We start from the raw sequence: 15,249 nt of genomic DNA, 5'->3' as shown, positions 1-15,249 counted from the left end.
GAGGGCGGACGGGAGGCGCGGGTCAGGACCGCAGGAAGCGCTCCAGCTCGGCGGGGGTCGGGTAGGACGCCTGGGCGCCCGGCTCCGTCGCGGCGTACGCCCCGACGCCGACGGCGAACCGGGCCGCGTCGACGAGGGAGTCCCCCGCGTCGAGTCGGAGCGCCACGGCCCCCATGAACGCGTCGCCGCAGCCCGTGGTGTCCACCGGGTCGACCCGAACGGCCTCGACCACGACCGACTCGGCGTCCCCGTCGTGCACCACGCAGCCGTCGCCACCCCGCGTCACGATCGACCGGGCGACACCGTGGTCTCCGAGCGCGACCGACTCGTGCTCGTTGACGAGGAGCACGTCGGTCAGGTCGAGGAGCTCCTGCGGCACGGCACCGAAGGGCGACAGGTTCGTCAGCACGGTGGCGCCCGCGGCCCGTCCGGCGCGGGCGGCCGCGAGCACGACGTCGATCGAGACCTCGAGGCAGAGGCCGAGCACCCCGGTGCCGTCGAAGGCGTCGGCGGGCAGGTCGTCCGGCGTGAGCGTGGCGTTCGCGCCGCCGGAGACCACGATGGTGTTCTCTCCGGCGGCGTCGACCGTGATGACGGCGGTGCCGGTCGGCACGCCCTCACGGACGGCGACGTGCGTGGTGTCGACCCCGGCAGCCGCGACGGAGTCGCGGAGCAGTCGACCGTTCCCGTCGTCGCCGACCGCACCGATCATGCGCACGGTGCCCCCGAGCCTCCCGGCTGCGACCGCCTGGTTGGCGGACTTGCCGCCGGGCAGGGTGGCGAGGTCGGACCCGTGCAGGGTCTCACCGGGCTGGGGGAAGCGCTCGGTGCGGACCACCAGGTCCGCGTTGAGGCTCCCGACGACGACGATGCCGCTCATGCGGTGGCTCCTGTCTCGGCCGAGGCCGGGCGCGGGATGAGGAAGGACGTGGCGAGGGCCGCGCAGGTGATCACGGCTCCGAGGAGCATGCCACCCGAGTACCCGGAGGTCCCGGCGGACCCTCCGGTCCCGAGGGCGATCTGCAGCGCCGGCAGGACCGCGAAGCTGATGCCGGCGCCGAGGTTGAACGCACCGGCGTTGAGACCGGGCAGGAACCCGGGGTTCGAGTCCGGCGAGAGCACGATGCCGAGGCCGTTCAGGATGATGTTCGCGATGCCCGCGTAGGTGATGCCGATCAGGACCGTCGCCGCCACGAGCACCGGCAGCGAGTGCACGCCGACGATCGCCATCACGACCGTGGCGACGATGCTGCCGACCAGGCCCACGCGGAGCACGGCACGGTAGCCGAGGGTCGGCGCGAGCCGTCCCGCGAAGGGTCCGACCACCCAACCGACGAGCGCGTAGGGCGTCAGGAACGCGAGCGAGGCGAGGTCCGGCTCCATGCCGAAGCCGACCTCGGGGTTCTGCGCGAGGCTCGTCACGAGGCCGTTCACGACCGCGAAGACGCCGGTCATCGTGAGCAGGGTCGTCACGAGGAGCGCCCAGGTCGCCCGACGCTTGAGGAACCGCGTCTCGACCAGGGGTTCGCGGACACGGGACTCGACGGCCCAGAACACGCAGAACGCGACGAGGGCGAGCACGACCGCGCCGACCACGAGTGCCCAGTCCGCGGCCGCGAGCTTGCCGGCCTCGTTGAACGCGGTCAGGAGGGCACCGACGCTGACGACCAGCGGCAGCACGCCCCACCAGTCCATCCGGGTGCCGGCCGAGGGCTTCGACTCGACGCCCCACGCGGCGACCATCACGGTCGCGACGACGGTGACGACGGCGATCACCCAGAAGATGCCGCGGAAGCCGAAGTTCGTGGCGATCCACCCGCCGGCGAGCGCGTCGACGCCGGCGATGCCGCCGTTCACAGCGGTCAGCAGGCCGAGGGCCGCGCCGTACCGCTTCGGGTCGGCGATCTCGTTGCGTAGGATGAGCAGGCCGATCGGCACGACCGGGCCGGTGACGCCCTGGATCATGCGGCCGGCGAAGAGCATCGGGACGTTCACGGCGAGTGCGGCGACGATGCTGCCGACGAGCATGACCGCGAGCATGCCGAGGAGCACGCGCTTCCGCCCGACGATGTCGGACAGACGGGGCAGGAACAGCGAGAACAGTGCGGCGAGCGTGAAGAACAGCGTCTGGGACAGGCCGATCGTGGCGTCGTCGGTACGCAGATCGCGCGCCATCGTGACCAGGGCCGGACTGAGCATGCTCGCGTTGAGCTGGAACGCGATGCACGCCGCGAGCAGGGCGGCGATGAGGGCGCCGGTCGACTTCTTCGTCGAGGTGGTCGTCACGGTGCTCAGGCCTCCGTGGCGACGGTCTCGGCGTCGGCGCCGGCACGGGGCGTCCACCCGGTGTCCGGCGTCTCGCCGATCCGCTCGAGGGCGTCGACGACCAGGTCCCAGAACCGCTCGTGGTCGAGCTCCATCGCGGCGCTCGTGCGGCAGTCCTCGGGCGCCGGTGCACGGAGGTCGGCGACCGTCATGCCGAGCGTGTGCGTGCCCGTGGTCTCGATCGCGATCGGCATCTTCACGGCGCGCACGATCGTCGGGTCGATGACGTACGCCACGGCGCAGGGGTCGTGCACGGGCGGCGAGTCGAAGCCCTGCGCGTCCTCGTAGGCCTTGCCGAAGAAGTCGAGCAGCTCCCCGACGAACGCGGCCGGGCCGGTGCCGACGGCGGCGATGCGCGCGGCGACCTCGGGGGTGGCGAGCGCCTGGTGCGTGAGGTCGAGGCCGACCATGACGACGTCCCAGCCGGCGCGGAAGACGATGTCCGCCGCCTCGGGGTCGATGACGATGTTGAACTCGGCGACCGCGCTCCAGTTGCCGACGTGCACGCCGCCGCCCATGAGCACGACCTGCTTGACGCGCTCGACGATGCGCGGCTCCTTGCGGACGGCGAGGGCGATGTTCGTCAGGCCGGCGGTCGGCACGATCGTGACGGTGCCGGGCTCGTGCGCCATGACCGTGTCGATGATCAGGTCGACCGCGTGCCGCTCGTCGAGGGCGAAGGCCGGCTCGGGCAGCATCGGGCCGTCGAGGCCGCTCTCGCCGTGGATCTCCGGGGCGACCTCGATCTCGCGGAGCAGCGGGCGCGGGCTGCCGGCGGCGAAGGGCACCCCGGTGATCCCGGCGATGCGTGCGACCGCGAGGGCGTTGCGGGTGACCTTCGGCAGGGTCTGGTTGCCGACGACGGTCGTCACGGCGAGCAGTTCGATCGCCGGACTGCCGTGCGCCAGGATCATGGCGACGGCGTCGTCGTGGCCGGGGTCGCAGTCGAGGATGATCTTCTGCTTCGTCGCATCGGACACCGTGGGGCTCCACTTCATCGGGGGGTGCTGGACGACCGGGAGGTCTGTGCTTGACGCGGTGGGGTCCGCGTCGTGGAGGAACCAACTCCGGCGCGGCGCGTCAAGCGTTTGACATGGAAACACGTCAAGCGTTTGACGTCAACTCCCCGAGCGGTTCTCGGCTTGCCGGGCCGCGTGCGTCGCTAGGCTCGACGGGTGCCATCCTCCGCCGTCCCGGCCCGCCGTGTGACCGCGGCGATGGTGGCCGAACGCGCCGGCACGAGCATCGCCACGGTGTCCCTCGTCGTGAACGGCAAGGACCGTGGCCGGGTCTCCGCCCCGATCGCGGCGCGGGTGCGCGACGCCGTGGACGAGCTCGGGTACGTGGTCGACCACGCGGCGAGTTCCCTGGCGCGAGGCACGGGCGACCTCGTGGTGCTCATCGCCCCCGATCTGTCGAACCCCTTCTTCGCCGAGGTCATCCGGGGCGTCCGGGACACCCTTGGCGACCGGTACCAGCTCGTGCTCTCCGTCACCGAGCGCGGGGCGCAGCCGGCCACGAGCGACCTCCGGCGCTTCGAGCGGCTCCGGCCGGCGGGCATCCTGGTCGACGCCCCGGCCGCCGGGGGTTCGCTCGACGCCGCCGTCCCCGTCGTGCTGCTCGACGCCCCGGATGCCCCGACCGGCGCGGTCGCGGTCGACTACGACCTGACCTCGGGCGTCGCGGAACTCGTCGCGCACCTGCGGGAGCGCGGGCACGAGCGGGTCGCGTACCTCGACGGCACGGCACGGGTCGCCACCTTCGGCGTCCGGCACCGTCTGTTCCAGGAGGCCTGCGCAGCCGCCGGCATCACCGTGTCCGAGCTCGGCGCCCGGGCGGACCTGACGGTGGACGCCGCCGCAGCCGCGACGGAGCACGCACTCGAGGCCTGGCACGAGGACGGCGTCACCGCGGTCGTCGCCGCCGCCGACACCCTGGCGTACGGCGTGCTCCGCGTCGCCGCCGCGACCGGGCTGCGGGTCCCGGAGGACCTCGCGGTCGCGGGCTTCGACGACCTGCCCTCGTCCTCCGTCACCGCGCCGGCCCTGACGAGCGTCGCACTGCCGGGAGCGGAACTCGGACGCGCCGCAGCCCTCCGGCTGCTCGCGGCGGTCGACGGCACGGCGGCCGAGCCGGTCGCACTGCCGACGCGCCTGGTGCGGCGGGCGAGCACCGGCGGCTGAGCGGCGCGCACCGCGCGCCCGGCAGGGCCGGGACTCGGCTCAGCGGGCACGACTCGCGTCCGCGGGCGCGAGTCGCGTCCGCCAGCGCGCGTCTCGCGCCGTTCGGGTGGAGGCGCGGACGGACGGGAGGCGCGGTGCGGGCCCGCCACGCGCCTCCCGTCCGGTGGGGTGCCGGCCCCGCGACCGGCGCGAGACGGCCCCGTCAGGGCGGGACGCCCCCGGAACGGCGAGACGCCGCCGGGAACGGGGGCGTCTCGGTGACTCAACGGCGTCTCGGTGACCCGGCGGAGTCCGCGCCGGTGTCGGCATCCACGTTCGACTCCACACCCGCCGCCCGGCCGGCCCGCTGGGCCCGCTCGAGCTCGTCGGCCTCGGCGCCGCCGACGGCCTCACCGCGGGCCACCATGCCGGCCGTGTCGGACAGCGTGATCTGCGGCAGGAACAGCGCGAGCAGGAACGCGATCGCGATGAACGGCAGCAGGTACCAGAACACCGGCGCCAGGGAGTCGGCGTAGGCGTTCACGATGCCGTCCTGCACGGCCTCGGGCAGCTTCGCGACCGTGGCCGGGTCGATGCTCCCGGCCGAGGACGCCGCGTCGGTCGCCGAACCCCCGGCACCCCGGAAGACGTCGGTGAGCGACGTGGTGAGCCGGGCGGTGAACAGCGCACCGAAGACGGCCGTGCCGAGGGAGGCGCCGACCTCGCGGAAGTAGTTGTTCGTCGAGGTCGCGGTGCCGACCTGCTCGGCGGGGACGGCGTTCTGTGCGACGAGGACGACGACCTGCATGATCAGGCCGAGGCCCGCGCCGAACACGAACAGGTACGTGCAGATCAGCCAGATCGGGGTGTCCGCGGCGAGCTGCGTCATGGCGAGCATCGCGAGGGCGACGAGCACCGTGCCCGCGATCGGGAACAGCCGGTAGCGGCCGGTCTTCGTGATGAGGTTGCCGGACGCGATCGAGGTCCCGATCAGGCCGACCATCATCGGCAGCATGAGCAGGCCGGAGACCGCGGCCGAGGTGCCCGACGCCATCTGCAGGAACGTCGGCACGAAGCCGATCGCGGCGAACATGCCGATCCCGAGCACGAGGCCGATGCCGGTCGCGAGCAGGAACGTGCGGTTGCGGAAGAACGACATCGGGAGCACCGGGTCCTCGACGCGCGACTCGACGAGGACGAGCAGCGCGGCCGCCACCACGAGGCCGGCGAACCAGGCCCACGTCTCGAGGGCGTCCCACCCGTGGTCCTTGCTGCCGCCGAACTCCGAGAAGAACACCAGGCAGGTCGTCGCGGCGGACATGAGCACGACGCCGAGGACGTCGATCTTCTTCTCGGCCTTCTTGGTCGGCAGGGTCAGCGCGAACCAGGCGACGAAGAACGCGGCGATGCCGACGGGGATGTTGATGTAGAACGCCCAGTTCCACGTGAGGTGGTCGACGAAGAAGCCGCCGAGCAGCGGGCCGCCGATCGCCGAGAGCCCGAAGATCGCACCGAGCGGCCCGAGGTACTTGCCGCGCTCCGAGGCCGGCACGATGTCGGCGATGATCGCCTGCGACAGGATCATCAGCCCGCCGCCGCCCAGGCCCTGCATCGCGCGGAACACCACGAGCTGCGTGAAGTCGCCCGCGAAGGCGCACCCGGCCGACGCGATCGTGAACAGCGCGATCGCGACGAGGAACAGGTTGCGGCGGCCGAGGACGTCGCCGAACTTGCCGTAGATCGGCATCACGATGGTCGAGGCGAGCAGGTAACCCGTCGTCAGCCAGGCCTGGTGCGCGACGCCGCCGAGCTCCCCGACGATGGTCGGCATCGCCGTGGAGACGATGGTCTGGTCGAGGCTCGACAGCAGCATCCCGGCGATCAGGGCGGAGAAGATGATCCAGATGCGGCGCTGCGTCAGCAGCAGCGGCCCGTCGGATCCGGGTCGGGCACGCTTCGTGCCCTGCGCGGTCGCGCTCATGCGGTGTGGTCCTGTCCGGTGGTGGTGACGGCCGCCCTGAACTGGCGGAGGTTCTCGGTGAGCAACGCGTCGAACGTCGGGCCCGTGGACTCGTCGAACGCGTCGTCGAAGTAGGTGCCGGCGGTGACCTTGAGGAGGCCCGCGGCGGCCTCGGCGACGAGCTGGGCGCGCCGGTCGCCCGGGTCGGTCCAGCCGAACCGCTGCCGGACGGCCCGACCGACCGCGGCGAGCTGGACGTCGGCGGCGGCGAGGAACTTCGCCACCATCACCGGCTCCCGCTCGAACACGCGGCGGACCAGGGCCTCGTCGGCACGGTCGAGCCCGACGACGTGCATCTGCTCGATCGCGAGCGCGACGATCGACCCGAGCGGGTCGACCTCGGTCGGGATCAGGGACCGGGACGCGTACGCCGCGAGGAGCTCCTCCATCGCGCCCTGCTCGATGCCGAGCACGGCGTCGTCCTTCGACGCGAAGTGGTTGAAGAACGTGCGACGGGAGACCCCGACCGTCTCGCAGAGCTGCTCGATCGTGAAGCCGTGCAGCCCGTGCTCGATGGTCGCCCGGCGTGCTTCGACGACCATGCGTCGGCGCAGCGCGCGGGTGCGTTCGGTGGTGCTCACCGAGCAAGAATTGCACTCTGCTACTGAAAGTGCAACGAAAGGCCGGGGACAGCTGGGCTACCGCCCGGTCACAGCGCCTTCGCGAAGCAGTAGGACCAGGGCATCGTGGCGGCGTAGGGCTCGTACACGTCGATCTGCTGCCAGCCGGTCTTCCGGTAGAGCGCGACGGCCTCGGGCTGCTTGTCCCCGGTCTGCAGGATGACCCGAGCGGCACCGGCCTCGCGCGCGACCTGCTCACCCTCGGACAGCAGGGCGGTCGCGGCACCCTTGCCCCGGGCGGCGGCGAGGACGATGAGGCGCTTCAGCTCGACCTCGTCACCGAGCCACCGGACCGCGATGTGCCCGAGGGGCGTGCCGTCCTCGTCGACGGCGAGGAGCGAGGTGATCACGGTGGCCGGGTCGACCGTCAGCACGCGGTCGCGCTCGGCGGTGAAGGCGGGGTCCTCGTCCCGGTGCCCGGCGCCGTAGCGCTCGTGCATCTCCTCGTCCATGGTGGCGCGGAGGGCCACACCACGCGGGTCCTCCCAGGCGACGCGCTCGATCGTGATCACGATCGACCATCCTCCCACGGGCGGGATCCGCGGCGGCCCGGCGACCGCCGCACCAGCATCCGCCCGCTCAGGCCAGCGCGGCGATCGGCCCCTCGCCGTCGCGGAGCGCCCGCAGCACCGCCGCGGCGTCGTCGTACACGGCCGCCGCTCCCGCTCGCCGGAGCTCGTCGCCGCCGATGCCACCGGTCATCACCGCGACGCACGGCAGCCCGACCTTCCCCGACGCCTCGACGTCCCACATCGCGTCGCCGACCATCACGGCGTGCTCCGCGTCGACCCCGACCCTGTCGAGCGCCACCTGCACGATGCCGGGCGCGGGCTTCGCCTCGTCGACGTCCTCCGAGCTCGTCTCGGCGGTCACCCACGCGGCCGCGTCGAGCAGCTCCCGCAGCGCGGCCAGCTCGTGCTCGGGCGCGCTCGTCGCGAGGACGACGGCGTGTCCGCGGCGGGCGACCTCCTCGAGCAGCTCGCGGGCCCCCGGCAGCAGGCGGAGCTGCGGCACGTGCTCGGCGTAGTACGCCGTGTGGAACTGCTCCGCCTGGTCGCGGACGTCGTCGCCGGCCTCCGGGAGCAGCTCGTCGAGCAGCCGCCCGGAGTCCATCCCGATGGCGCGGTGGATGCGCCACGCGTCGACGGACTCCCCCGCCGCGCGGAACGCCCGCCACCAGGCGTCGACGTGCGCGTAGTTGGAGTCGGCGAGGGTCCCGTCGATGTCGAACAGGACCGCGGTCGAGCGAGCATCAGCCATCCGTCCAGCGTGCACCCCCGACCGGGAGCGGCGACTCAGCCCGACGCGACCGGGACCGGCGCGGCTCAGACCGTGATGCTCTCCCCCGCGGGCAGGATCGTCACCGGGACGCTGCCGAGCACCTCCGGCCCGAGGAACCGCGCGGTGGACTGCTGGCCGAGGTCGCTGAGCATCGCCTCGTGGATCTGCACGATCCGCTCCGGCGCGACCGCGCGGACGTAGTCGACCGCCTCGGCCATGTGCGTCCACGGCCCGCTCGTCGGCATGAGCAGGGTCGGCACCGGCACACCGGGGACCAGGTACGAGTCGCCCGGGTGGAACACGGCGTCGTCGACCAGGTAGCCGACGTTCGGGATGACCGGCACGTCCGGGTGGATCACGGCGTGCTGCTCGCCGAAGACCCGGACCGCGAAGGGGCCGACCGTGAAGGCGTCGCCCGCGGCGACCGCTCCGACGCGTCCGTCGTGTGCGCCGAGCTGGTCGACGACGGGCTGCGGGCCGCGGACGACCAGGTCCGGGTTCGCCTCGAGTCCGGCGCGGACGGCGTCGACGTCGAGGTGGTCGAAGTGCTCGTGGGTGACGAGCACGGCCGTGGCCGAACGGACGAGGTCGGCGGCCTCCGAGGTGAACGCACCGGGGTCGACGACGAGGGTGGCGCCGTCCCGCTCGAGGACGACCGTGGCGTGGTTGTACTTCGTCAACTGCATGCCCCCAGTCAACGCCCGTCGCGCGGACGGTCGTCCCGAGACGGGCTGAGGGCACGCTCAGTCCCGACGAGGCCGGTGGACGGACGGGAGGATCGTGGCGGCGCCGCCACGATCCTTCCGTCCGACCGCGCGTGCGTCCAGCGCGCCTCCGGCAGGATCACAGGGGTGCAGCGTGTCTCCGTCGTCGTCCCCGTGCTCGACGACGCCCTCCTGCTGCAGCGCTGCCTGCAGGCGCTCGCCGCGCAGAGCCATCCCGCCGCCGAGGTGATCGTCGTGGACAACGGCAGCCGGGACGACAGCGCCGCGGTGGCCCGTGCCGCCGGCGCCCGCGTGCTCGTCGAACCCGAGCGCGGCATCGCCCGGGCGTCGGCGCGGGGCTACGACGCGGCGACCGGCGACGTCCTCGTCCGGCTCGACGCGGACTCGGTGCCGCCGCCCCGCTGGATCGCCGAGGCGCTCCGGCTGCTCGGCCGTCCCGGCGTCGTCGCGGTCACCGGGCCCGGCCGGCCGCACGACGGCAGCGTGCTCGTCCAGCAGGTGTGGGACGTGCTCTACATGCGCCCGTACTTCGTGCTGATGTGGGCGGCGCTCGGGCGACCGCCGCTGTTCGGCTCCGCGACCGCGATGCACCGCGCGACGTGGACCGCCGCGCGCTCCCGCGTGCACCGCGACGACCCCGAGGTGCACGACGACGTCGACCTGTCGATGGCGATCGACCCGGCGCTCCGGGTGGTCGCGTCGCGGCGGCTGCTCGTGCAGGTGTCCTCGCGACCGTTCTCGGGCTTCGGGTCGGTGGTCCGCCGGACCCGCCGCGCGTTCCACACCTTCCGGGTCAACGGCCGCCGGGCGAACCCGCCCCGGCGCTGGGCCCGTCGCTTCCGGGTCGCACTGCGGGCGCGGCTGCGGAGCGCGTGGGCGCAGCGCTGAGCGCCCGACGCCCTCACCGCAGCGCGACCCACACCGGGAACACCGCCGCCGCACTCCACGCCTGAGGTCGGCACGCCGCCGGGTAGGGCGCCGGTCGGGACACCTCGGCGGCGGCGTCTCCCGCGTGCAGCTCGGGCATCCGGAAGTCGAAGGCGACCGCCGCCGCGAGCAGCTGCTCGGCGAGCGCCCGCGCCTCGTCCCGGAAGCCCGAACGGGTGAGCCCGGCGACGACCACCGCGGTGTCGTGCGCCCACACCGAGCCGCCGTGGTAGCTCAGCGGCCAGTAGCCCGAGGCCGTCGTGGACAGGGTCCGCAGACCGAAGCCGCTCGCCATGTCCGGTGCGACGACCCGGGCGGCCACGACGGCCTCCTCGCGCTCGTCCAGGAGTCCCGTGCCGAGCAGGTGGCCGATGTTGCTCGTCGCCGAGTCGACGGCGTGCTTCCGGGCGTCGAGGGCGATCGCCGGGTGCGGCCCGACCGCGTCCGTCACCCAGAACGTCGCACGGAAGCGGTCGGCCAGGCGCGCCGCCCACGCCCGCCACTCCGGTCCCCCCGGCAGCCCGAACGCGTCGAGCAGGTCGGCGCCGTGCACGGCCGCCTCGTGCGCGTACCCCTGCACCTCGCAGAGCGCGATCGGGCCGTCGGCGAGCCGTCCGTCGCGCCACTGCACACTGTCGCCGGAGTCCTTCCACCCCTGGTTGGCCAGCCCGCGGCCGGACTCGTCGACGTACTCGAGCAAGCCGTCCCCGTCGGCGTCGCCGGAGTCCCGCATCCACGCCAGGGCGCGCCCGAGGGCGGGCAGGAGCGCCCGGACCTGGTCCTCCGGCAGGCCGGCCCGCCAGGCGTCGTGCAGGGTGCAGATCCACAGCGGGGTCGCGTCGACGGTGCCGTAGTACAGCGGCGGCAGCGAGATCTCGTCGTTGTCGACCGGCAGCGATGCCTGCCGGAGCTCGTGCGGGATCTTCCCGGGCTGCTCGGCGGTGGCGGGGTCGTCGCGCGTGCCCTGCAGCGCGGCGAGCACCCGGAGCGTGCTGCCGGCCACCGTGATGTCGACCGGCAGCAGGAACCGGGCGGCCCAGAGCGAGTCGCGCCCGAATAGCGTGAAGAACCACGGTGCCCCGGCGGCGAGGAACTCCCCCTCCGGGCGGCGCAGCCGCAGCGCGTCGAGGTCCTCGACGGCGCGGTCGAGCCATCGGCGGAGCCGGTCGTCCTGAACGCCCTGCGGCGCGTGGAACGTCCGCGGCGTGGTGGCGCCGACGGCCACGGCGTCCGGGGCCGTGACGCGGCAGTCCCACGCGACCTCGACGGTCCGCGCGTGCGGCAGGCTCCAGGTCAGGACGACGGCGTCGCCGTCGGTGGTGACCGTGGCGCCGTCGGCACGCAGGGTCACGGACACCGATCCCGCCGTCCAGGAGGCACGGCCCGCGTCCGTCCCGCCGCCGTCGGCCGCGAGCACGGCCGGGACCGGCACCGGCGGTGCGCCGGCCTTGACGGCGTCCATCCCGCTCGCGTCCGGCACGATCCGGACCGTCACGGTCCGTCCGGTGTGTCCGGAGTGCTCGGCCGCGGGCTGCCCGGGGGCGAGCCGGTCCGTGATGCGCAGGCGTTCGTGGACGCCGTCGACGCGGACCGTCCGGATCCGGTCGAGCCGCACGTCCGGGTCCGCTCCGGGGCCGTCGAGCCCACGCAGGAGTCCGGTGAACACGACCTCGCGGGCGCCGGCCGGCACCGTCGCCACGGGCTCCACCGACGACCCGGCGACGGTCAGCGTCATCGCCGAGACGACGCGCTGGTCGCCCGTCCAGTAACCGTGCACGGGGTTCGTGCCGACGTCGCCGTGCCGGTCGGACCACGCCTGGGTCGGCGCGGCGAGCACGACGACCTCGTCGTGGAGCAGGGGTTGCCGCGGCACCGCGTGGGCGGCCTGCTCGGCGGCGTCGGGCGGCGTGGTGGTCGTCGTCATGGTCACTCCTTGACCGCCCCGTCGCTGGTGTTCATGATGCGCCGCTGGAACACGAAGAACGCGACGGCGACGGGGATCGTCATCACGAAGGCGGCGGCGAGCTTGATCGGGAACTGGTTCCCGGCGCTCAGGGCGCCGGAGGCCAGCGAGGCGACGCCCTTGGTCAGGGTCGTCAGTCCGGGCGAGGACGCCGACACGATGAAGTGCGGGAGCTCGTTCCACGACCCCTGGAACGACAGGATCGTGATCGTCACGACGGCCGGGCGGGCCATCGGCAGCACGATCGACCAGAAGGTGCGGAACACCCCGGCGCCGTCGATCTTCGCCTGCTCCTCGACGCTGACCGGGATCGACTCGAAGAAGTTCTTCATGATGAACACCCCGGCGGCGTCGACGAGCAGCGGGATGATCATGCCCGAGTACGAGTCGTACATGCCGAGCTGGTTGATCACGAGGAACTTCGGGATGAGCAGCACCACGGCGGGCACGGCCATCACCGCGACGATGAGCGCGAAGACGGTCTGGCGTCCGGGGAACCGGATGCGCGCGAGCGCGTAGCCGGCGAGCGAGTCGAAGAAGATCCGACCGAGCGTGACGACCACGGCGACGATCACCGAGTTCATCGTCCAGACGCCGAAGTCGGAGTTCTCGAAGAGCGTCCGGAACGCGGCGCCCGTCCAGGTGGTGGGGAGGGCGAGCGGGTGGAGCGAGGCGTCCTCGTCCGTCTTGAAGGAGTTGACGATCGCCACGTAGAACGGCAGCAGGTAGACGACCGCGATGACCACGCCGACGACCAGCAGGACGATCCCGCGACCGGTGAGGCGGCGGGGCCCCCGGCCCGGGCCGGGCGCCTGTGCGACGGTGGCGGCGCGGAGGTCCGGCACCGTGCCTCCCGTCCGTGCCGAGGTGGGTGCGGCGGTCATCGTGACTCTCCCTGTTCGATCCAGCGCATCCGCCGTCGTGAGACGGGGCGGTCCCGCAGTGCCCAGCGCTGCAGCAGCGTGAAGACGACGATGATCCCGAACAGGATGAAGGCGATCGCCGCACCGACACCCCACTGCTGGCTCTGGAACGCGGACGTGTACGACAGGTACGCCGGGGTGAGCGTGGTGTTCGCCGGGGCGCCCTTCGTGCCGGTGTAGATCTGGTCGAAGACCTGCCACGTCCCGATCAGCCCGAGGGTGAGCACCGTGAAGAGCGTCGGGCGCAGCTGCGGGAGCGTCACGCGCCAGAAGCGCGTCCAGGCGCCCGCGCCGTCGATCATCGCGGCCTCGTCGACGTCGGCGGACAGGTTCTGCAGCGCCGCGATGAAGAGCAGCATGAACGTGCCGCTCGTGGTGAACACGGCGAGCAGGATGAACGCGCTCATCGCGACCGACGGCCCCGCGGTCCACTCCCACCACGAGATGCCGAGCATCGTGTGGTCGGCGAGGAAGGCCGGAGGCTGCCCCGCCCCGAGGTGGAAGATGCCGGTCGGCTCGTTGAACCAGTTCGGTCCGCGCACCCCGATCCACCCGATGATCGTGTTCACCGCACCGGAAGACGAGAACAGGAACAGCCAGAGCACGGTGATCGCGACCGAGCTCGTGACGGACGGGAAGTAGAACGCGGTCCGGAAGAACCCCCGCCCCTTGAGCGCCCGTCCGTTCACGAGGACGGCCAGGCCGAGGGCGACGGCGGTCTGCAGCGGCACGACGAACACGACGTACCAGAGGTTGTTCCGCAGGGCCGTGCCGAAGTTCTGCTCGTCGAGCCCGCCCCCGCCGAGGATCTTCGCGTAGTTCTCGCCGCCGACGAAGGACACGTCGGACGAGAACGGACTGCCGACCCCGCGCCAGTTCGACACGCTCACCCATGCGGCCATGAGGACGGGCACGAGCAGGAACAGGCCGAGGACGATCACCGTCGGGGCGGTGAACAACCAGCCCGAGACGGCTTCGCGGCGGTTCTTCCGGGACATCGCGGTCAGCCCTTCAGCGCAGCGGCCATGTTCTTCTGGACGCCTTCGAGCAGGGTCTGCACGTCGGTCTTCTGCAGGGAGCCGAGCTTCGAGTCGAAGTCGGCGACCACGTCCGACGTGCCGGCCTTGTTCGGCAGCCCCTGGGCGACGTCGGCCTGGTCGAGGAACGCCGCGTACTGCGGGTAGTCGCGCTTCCAGGTGCTCGCAGCGGACTCGACACTCGGCATCACGCCGAAGTCCTTCGCGAAGGTGAGCTGCTGGTCGGTGCTCGTCATCTTCTCGACGAACGACAGCGCCGCCTTCTGGTTCGGGGAGTCCTTCGCGATGCCCCAGCAGTTCGTGAACTGCAGGGTGCCGGCGCCCTCCGGACCCTTCGGCAGTGCGACGACCTGGTAGTCGACGCTCGGGTAGCTCGAGGACATCGCGCCGGTGAGCCAGTTGCCCTCGATGGTCATCGCGGCCTTGTTCTTCCCGAACGCGTCGCCGCCCCAGCTCTCGCCGAGGTCGCTCGAGAACTTCATCGAGCCGTCGTCGAGCAGGCCCTTCACGTAGTCGAGCGCCTGGACGTTGGCGGCGGAGTCGACGGTCGCCTTCGTCTGGTCGGCGTTCGTCAGGGCGCCGCCGGCCTGGGCCATGAACGCCCCGAGGCGCTCGACCTGCGGGCTGGTCGAGAGTCCGACGCGACCGTCCCGGGTGAGCTTCTCGGACACCGTCTTCAGCTGGTCCCACGTCGTCGGGACGTCGGCGTCGGTCAGTCCGGCCGCCTTCCAGTCCGCCTTGTTGATGAACAGCCCCAGGGTCGAGAAGTCCTTCGGCGCGCAGTACAGCTTCCCGTCCACGGTGAACGACTTCGTCAGGGTCGGGTAGAAGTCGCCCTGGTCCTGCAGCTGGTCGCCGTAGGACAGGAGCGAGCCGTTCGCCGCGTACCCGGCGAGCGACGACGTGCTGACGTAGAACACGTCGGCGGGCTTGCCGGAGGCGAACCCCTGCGCGAGCTGCTGGTCGAGGTTGTTGGCGGCCTGGACGCTCACACCGGTCCCGGAGGACTTCGACCAGGCGGCGGCCGCGCTCGTGACCGCGGCGGTCTCGGCGTCGCCGGAGGAGCCGATGAGCACGGAGAGGGACTTGTCGCTCGAGGTGAGCCCCCCGGACCCGGAGTCCGAACCGGAGTCGCTGAAGCCGGAGCCGCAGGCGGAGAGGGACAGCGCTGCGGTCAGGGCGATCGCCCCTGCGGACAGCGCGCGAGCTGTGCGTCGTGACATGGGTCGTTGCATCGGGTACTCCTCGTCGAGTAATCGTTGGATC

At 72.5% G+C, this 15,249-nt stretch carries 14 protein-coding genes; 2 read left to right on the top strand and 12 right to left on the bottom strand.

Annotated features, from left to right (window positions below; genetic code table 11):
* Positions 1-22: 22 nt before the first annotated feature.
* Genes FB462_RS02460 through uriH form a run of 3 tightly spaced genes read right to left on the bottom strand, consistent with a single transcriptional unit; the run spans position 23 to position 3,323 of the window.
* A complete protein-coding gene (locus FB462_RS02460; protein ID WP_114850733.1) occupies positions 23-880 on the bottom strand; it encodes a ribokinase in 858 nt (285 codons plus the stop codon).
* Positions 877-2,295 carry a uridine transporter UriT gene (gene uriT / locus FB462_RS02455; RefSeq protein WP_208738930.1) on the bottom strand — a complete coding sequence of 473 codons (1,419 nt, stop codon included), beginning with the start codon at positions 2,293-2,295 and terminating at the stop codon, positions 877-879. Before uriT ends, FB462_RS02460 begins: the two co-directional genes overlap by 4 nt.
* The gene (gene uriH, locus FB462_RS02450; protein ID WP_114850732.1) at positions 2,292-3,323 is read right to left on the bottom strand and encodes a uridine-preferring nucleoside hydrolase UriH; all 1,032 of its coding nucleotides are present in this window, start codon (positions 3,321-3,323) and stop codon (positions 2,292-2,294) included. The genes uriT and uriH overlap by 4 nt, the downstream gene beginning before the upstream one ends.
* Before the next feature lie 177 nt (positions 3,324-3,500).
* Here uriH and FB462_RS02445 point away from each other — a divergent pair, with 177 nt between their 5' ends.
* Entirely contained in the window at positions 3,501-4,508 is a 1,008-nt protein-coding gene (locus tag FB462_RS02445; protein WP_229666921.1) for a LacI family DNA-binding transcriptional regulator, read from the top strand.
* 262 nt (positions 4,509-4,770) lie between these two features.
* Here FB462_RS02445 and FB462_RS02440 read toward each other — a convergent pair whose 3' ends face one another.
* From FB462_RS02440 to FB462_RS02420, 5 genes are all read right to left on the bottom strand, one after another.
* Complete coding sequence (locus tag FB462_RS02440) at positions 4,771-6,468, bottom strand: MDR family MFS transporter (protein WP_141859930.1); 1,698 nt, start codon at positions 6,466-6,468, stop codon at positions 4,771-4,773.
* Positions 6,465-7,088 carry a TetR/AcrR family transcriptional regulator gene (locus FB462_RS17475; protein ID WP_208738880.1) on the bottom strand — a complete coding sequence of 208 codons (624 nt, stop codon included), beginning with the start codon at positions 7,086-7,088 and terminating at the stop codon, positions 6,465-6,467. The genes FB462_RS02440 and FB462_RS17475 overlap by 4 nt, the downstream gene beginning before the upstream one ends.
* A gap of 68 nt (positions 7,089-7,156) precedes the next feature.
* The gene (locus FB462_RS02430; RefSeq protein WP_229666920.1) at positions 7,157-7,639 is read right to left on the bottom strand and encodes a GNAT family N-acetyltransferase; all 483 of its coding nucleotides are present in this window, start codon (positions 7,637-7,639) and stop codon (positions 7,157-7,159) included.
* Between the two features lie 67 nt (positions 7,640-7,706).
* Positions 7,707-8,387 (bottom strand): HAD family hydrolase, encoded by a 681-nt coding sequence (locus tag FB462_RS02425; RefSeq protein ID WP_141859927.1) that lies wholly within the window; start codon positions 8,385-8,387, stop codon positions 7,707-7,709.
* Between the two features lie 65 nt (positions 8,388-8,452).
* Positions 8,453-9,094: an MBL fold metallo-hydrolase gene (locus FB462_RS02420; RefSeq protein WP_141859925.1), complete on the bottom strand. Its 642-nt coding sequence runs from the start codon at positions 9,092-9,094 to the stop codon at positions 8,453-8,455.
* Positions 9,095-9,259: 165 nt separating this feature from the next.
* Here FB462_RS02420 and FB462_RS02415 point away from each other — a divergent pair, with 165 nt between their 5' ends.
* Positions 9,260-10,021 (top strand): glycosyltransferase family 2 protein, encoded by a 762-nt coding sequence (locus FB462_RS02415; RefSeq protein ID WP_141859923.1) that lies wholly within the window; start codon positions 9,260-9,262, stop codon positions 10,019-10,021.
* Positions 10,022-10,034: 13 nt separating this feature from the next.
* Here FB462_RS02415 and FB462_RS02410 read toward each other — a convergent pair whose 3' ends face one another.
* The 4 genes from FB462_RS02410 to FB462_RS02395 are packed head-to-tail and all read right to left on the bottom strand — an operon-like array spanning position 10,035 to position 15,206.
* The gene (locus tag FB462_RS02410; RefSeq protein ID WP_114850727.1) at positions 10,035-11,984 is read right to left on the bottom strand and encodes an amylo-alpha-1,6-glucosidase; all 1,950 of its coding nucleotides are present in this window, start codon (positions 11,982-11,984) and stop codon (positions 10,035-10,037) included.
* 2 nt (positions 11,985-11,986) lie between these two features.
* The gene (locus FB462_RS02405; protein WP_114850726.1) at positions 11,987-12,907 is read right to left on the bottom strand and encodes a carbohydrate ABC transporter permease; all 921 of its coding nucleotides are present in this window, start codon (positions 12,905-12,907) and stop codon (positions 11,987-11,989) included.
* The gene (locus FB462_RS02400; RefSeq protein ID WP_114850725.1) at positions 12,904-13,944 is read right to left on the bottom strand and encodes a carbohydrate ABC transporter permease; all 1,041 of its coding nucleotides are present in this window, start codon (positions 13,942-13,944) and stop codon (positions 12,904-12,906) included. The genes FB462_RS02405 and FB462_RS02400 overlap by 4 nt, the downstream gene beginning before the upstream one ends.
* Positions 13,945-13,949: 5 nt before the next feature.
* A complete protein-coding gene (locus tag FB462_RS02395) occupies positions 13,950-15,206 on the bottom strand; it encodes an extracellular solute-binding protein (RefSeq protein WP_141859921.1) in 1,257 nt (418 codons plus the stop codon).
* Positions 15,207-15,249 lie beyond the last annotated feature (43 nt).

It is taken from the genome of Curtobacterium citreum, from assembly GCF_006715175.1.
GTDB classification, from domain to species: Bacteria; Actinomycetota; Actinomycetes; order Actinomycetales; family Microbacteriaceae; genus Curtobacterium; species Curtobacterium citreum.
The sequence above is the reverse complement of the archived record's forward strand: the minus strand, read 5'-3'. Positions and strand labels throughout refer to the sequence as shown.

Excerpts from the sequence above, each read along its gene's own strand:
- FB462_RS02460 (WP_114850733.1), bottom strand. The coding sequence starts at position 880 with ATGAGCGGCATCGTCGTCGTCGGGAGCCTCAACGCGGACCTGGTGGTC.
- uriH (WP_114850732.1), bottom strand. The coding sequence starts at position 3,323 with ATGAAGTGGAGCCCCACGGTGTCCGATGCGACGAAGCAGAAGATCATC.
- FB462_RS02405 (WP_114850726.1), bottom strand. The coding sequence starts at position 12,907 with ATGACCGCCGCACCCACCTCGGCACGGACGGGAGGCACGGTGCCGGAC.
- FB462_RS02425 (WP_141859927.1), bottom strand. The coding sequence starts at position 8,387 with ATGGCTGATGCTCGCTCGACCGCGGTCCTGTTCGACATCGACGGGACC.
- FB462_RS02400 (WP_114850725.1), bottom strand. The coding sequence starts at position 13,944 with ATGTCCCGGAAGAACCGCCGCGAAGCCGTCTCGGGCTGGTTGTTCACC.
- FB462_RS02410 (WP_114850727.1), bottom strand. The coding sequence starts at position 11,984 with ATGACGACGACCACCACGCCGCCCGACGCCGCCGAGCAGGCCGCCCAC.
- FB462_RS02440 (WP_141859930.1), bottom strand. The coding sequence starts at position 6,468 with ATGAGCGCGACCGCGCAGGGCACGAAGCGTGCCCGACCCGGATCCGAC.
- FB462_RS02395 (WP_141859921.1), bottom strand. The coding sequence starts at position 15,206 with ATGTCACGACGCACAGCTCGCGCGCTGTCCGCAGGGGCGATCGCCCTG.
- FB462_RS02420 (WP_141859925.1), bottom strand. The coding sequence starts at position 9,094 with ATGCAGTTGACGAAGTACAACCACGCCACGGTCGTCCTCGAGCGGGAC.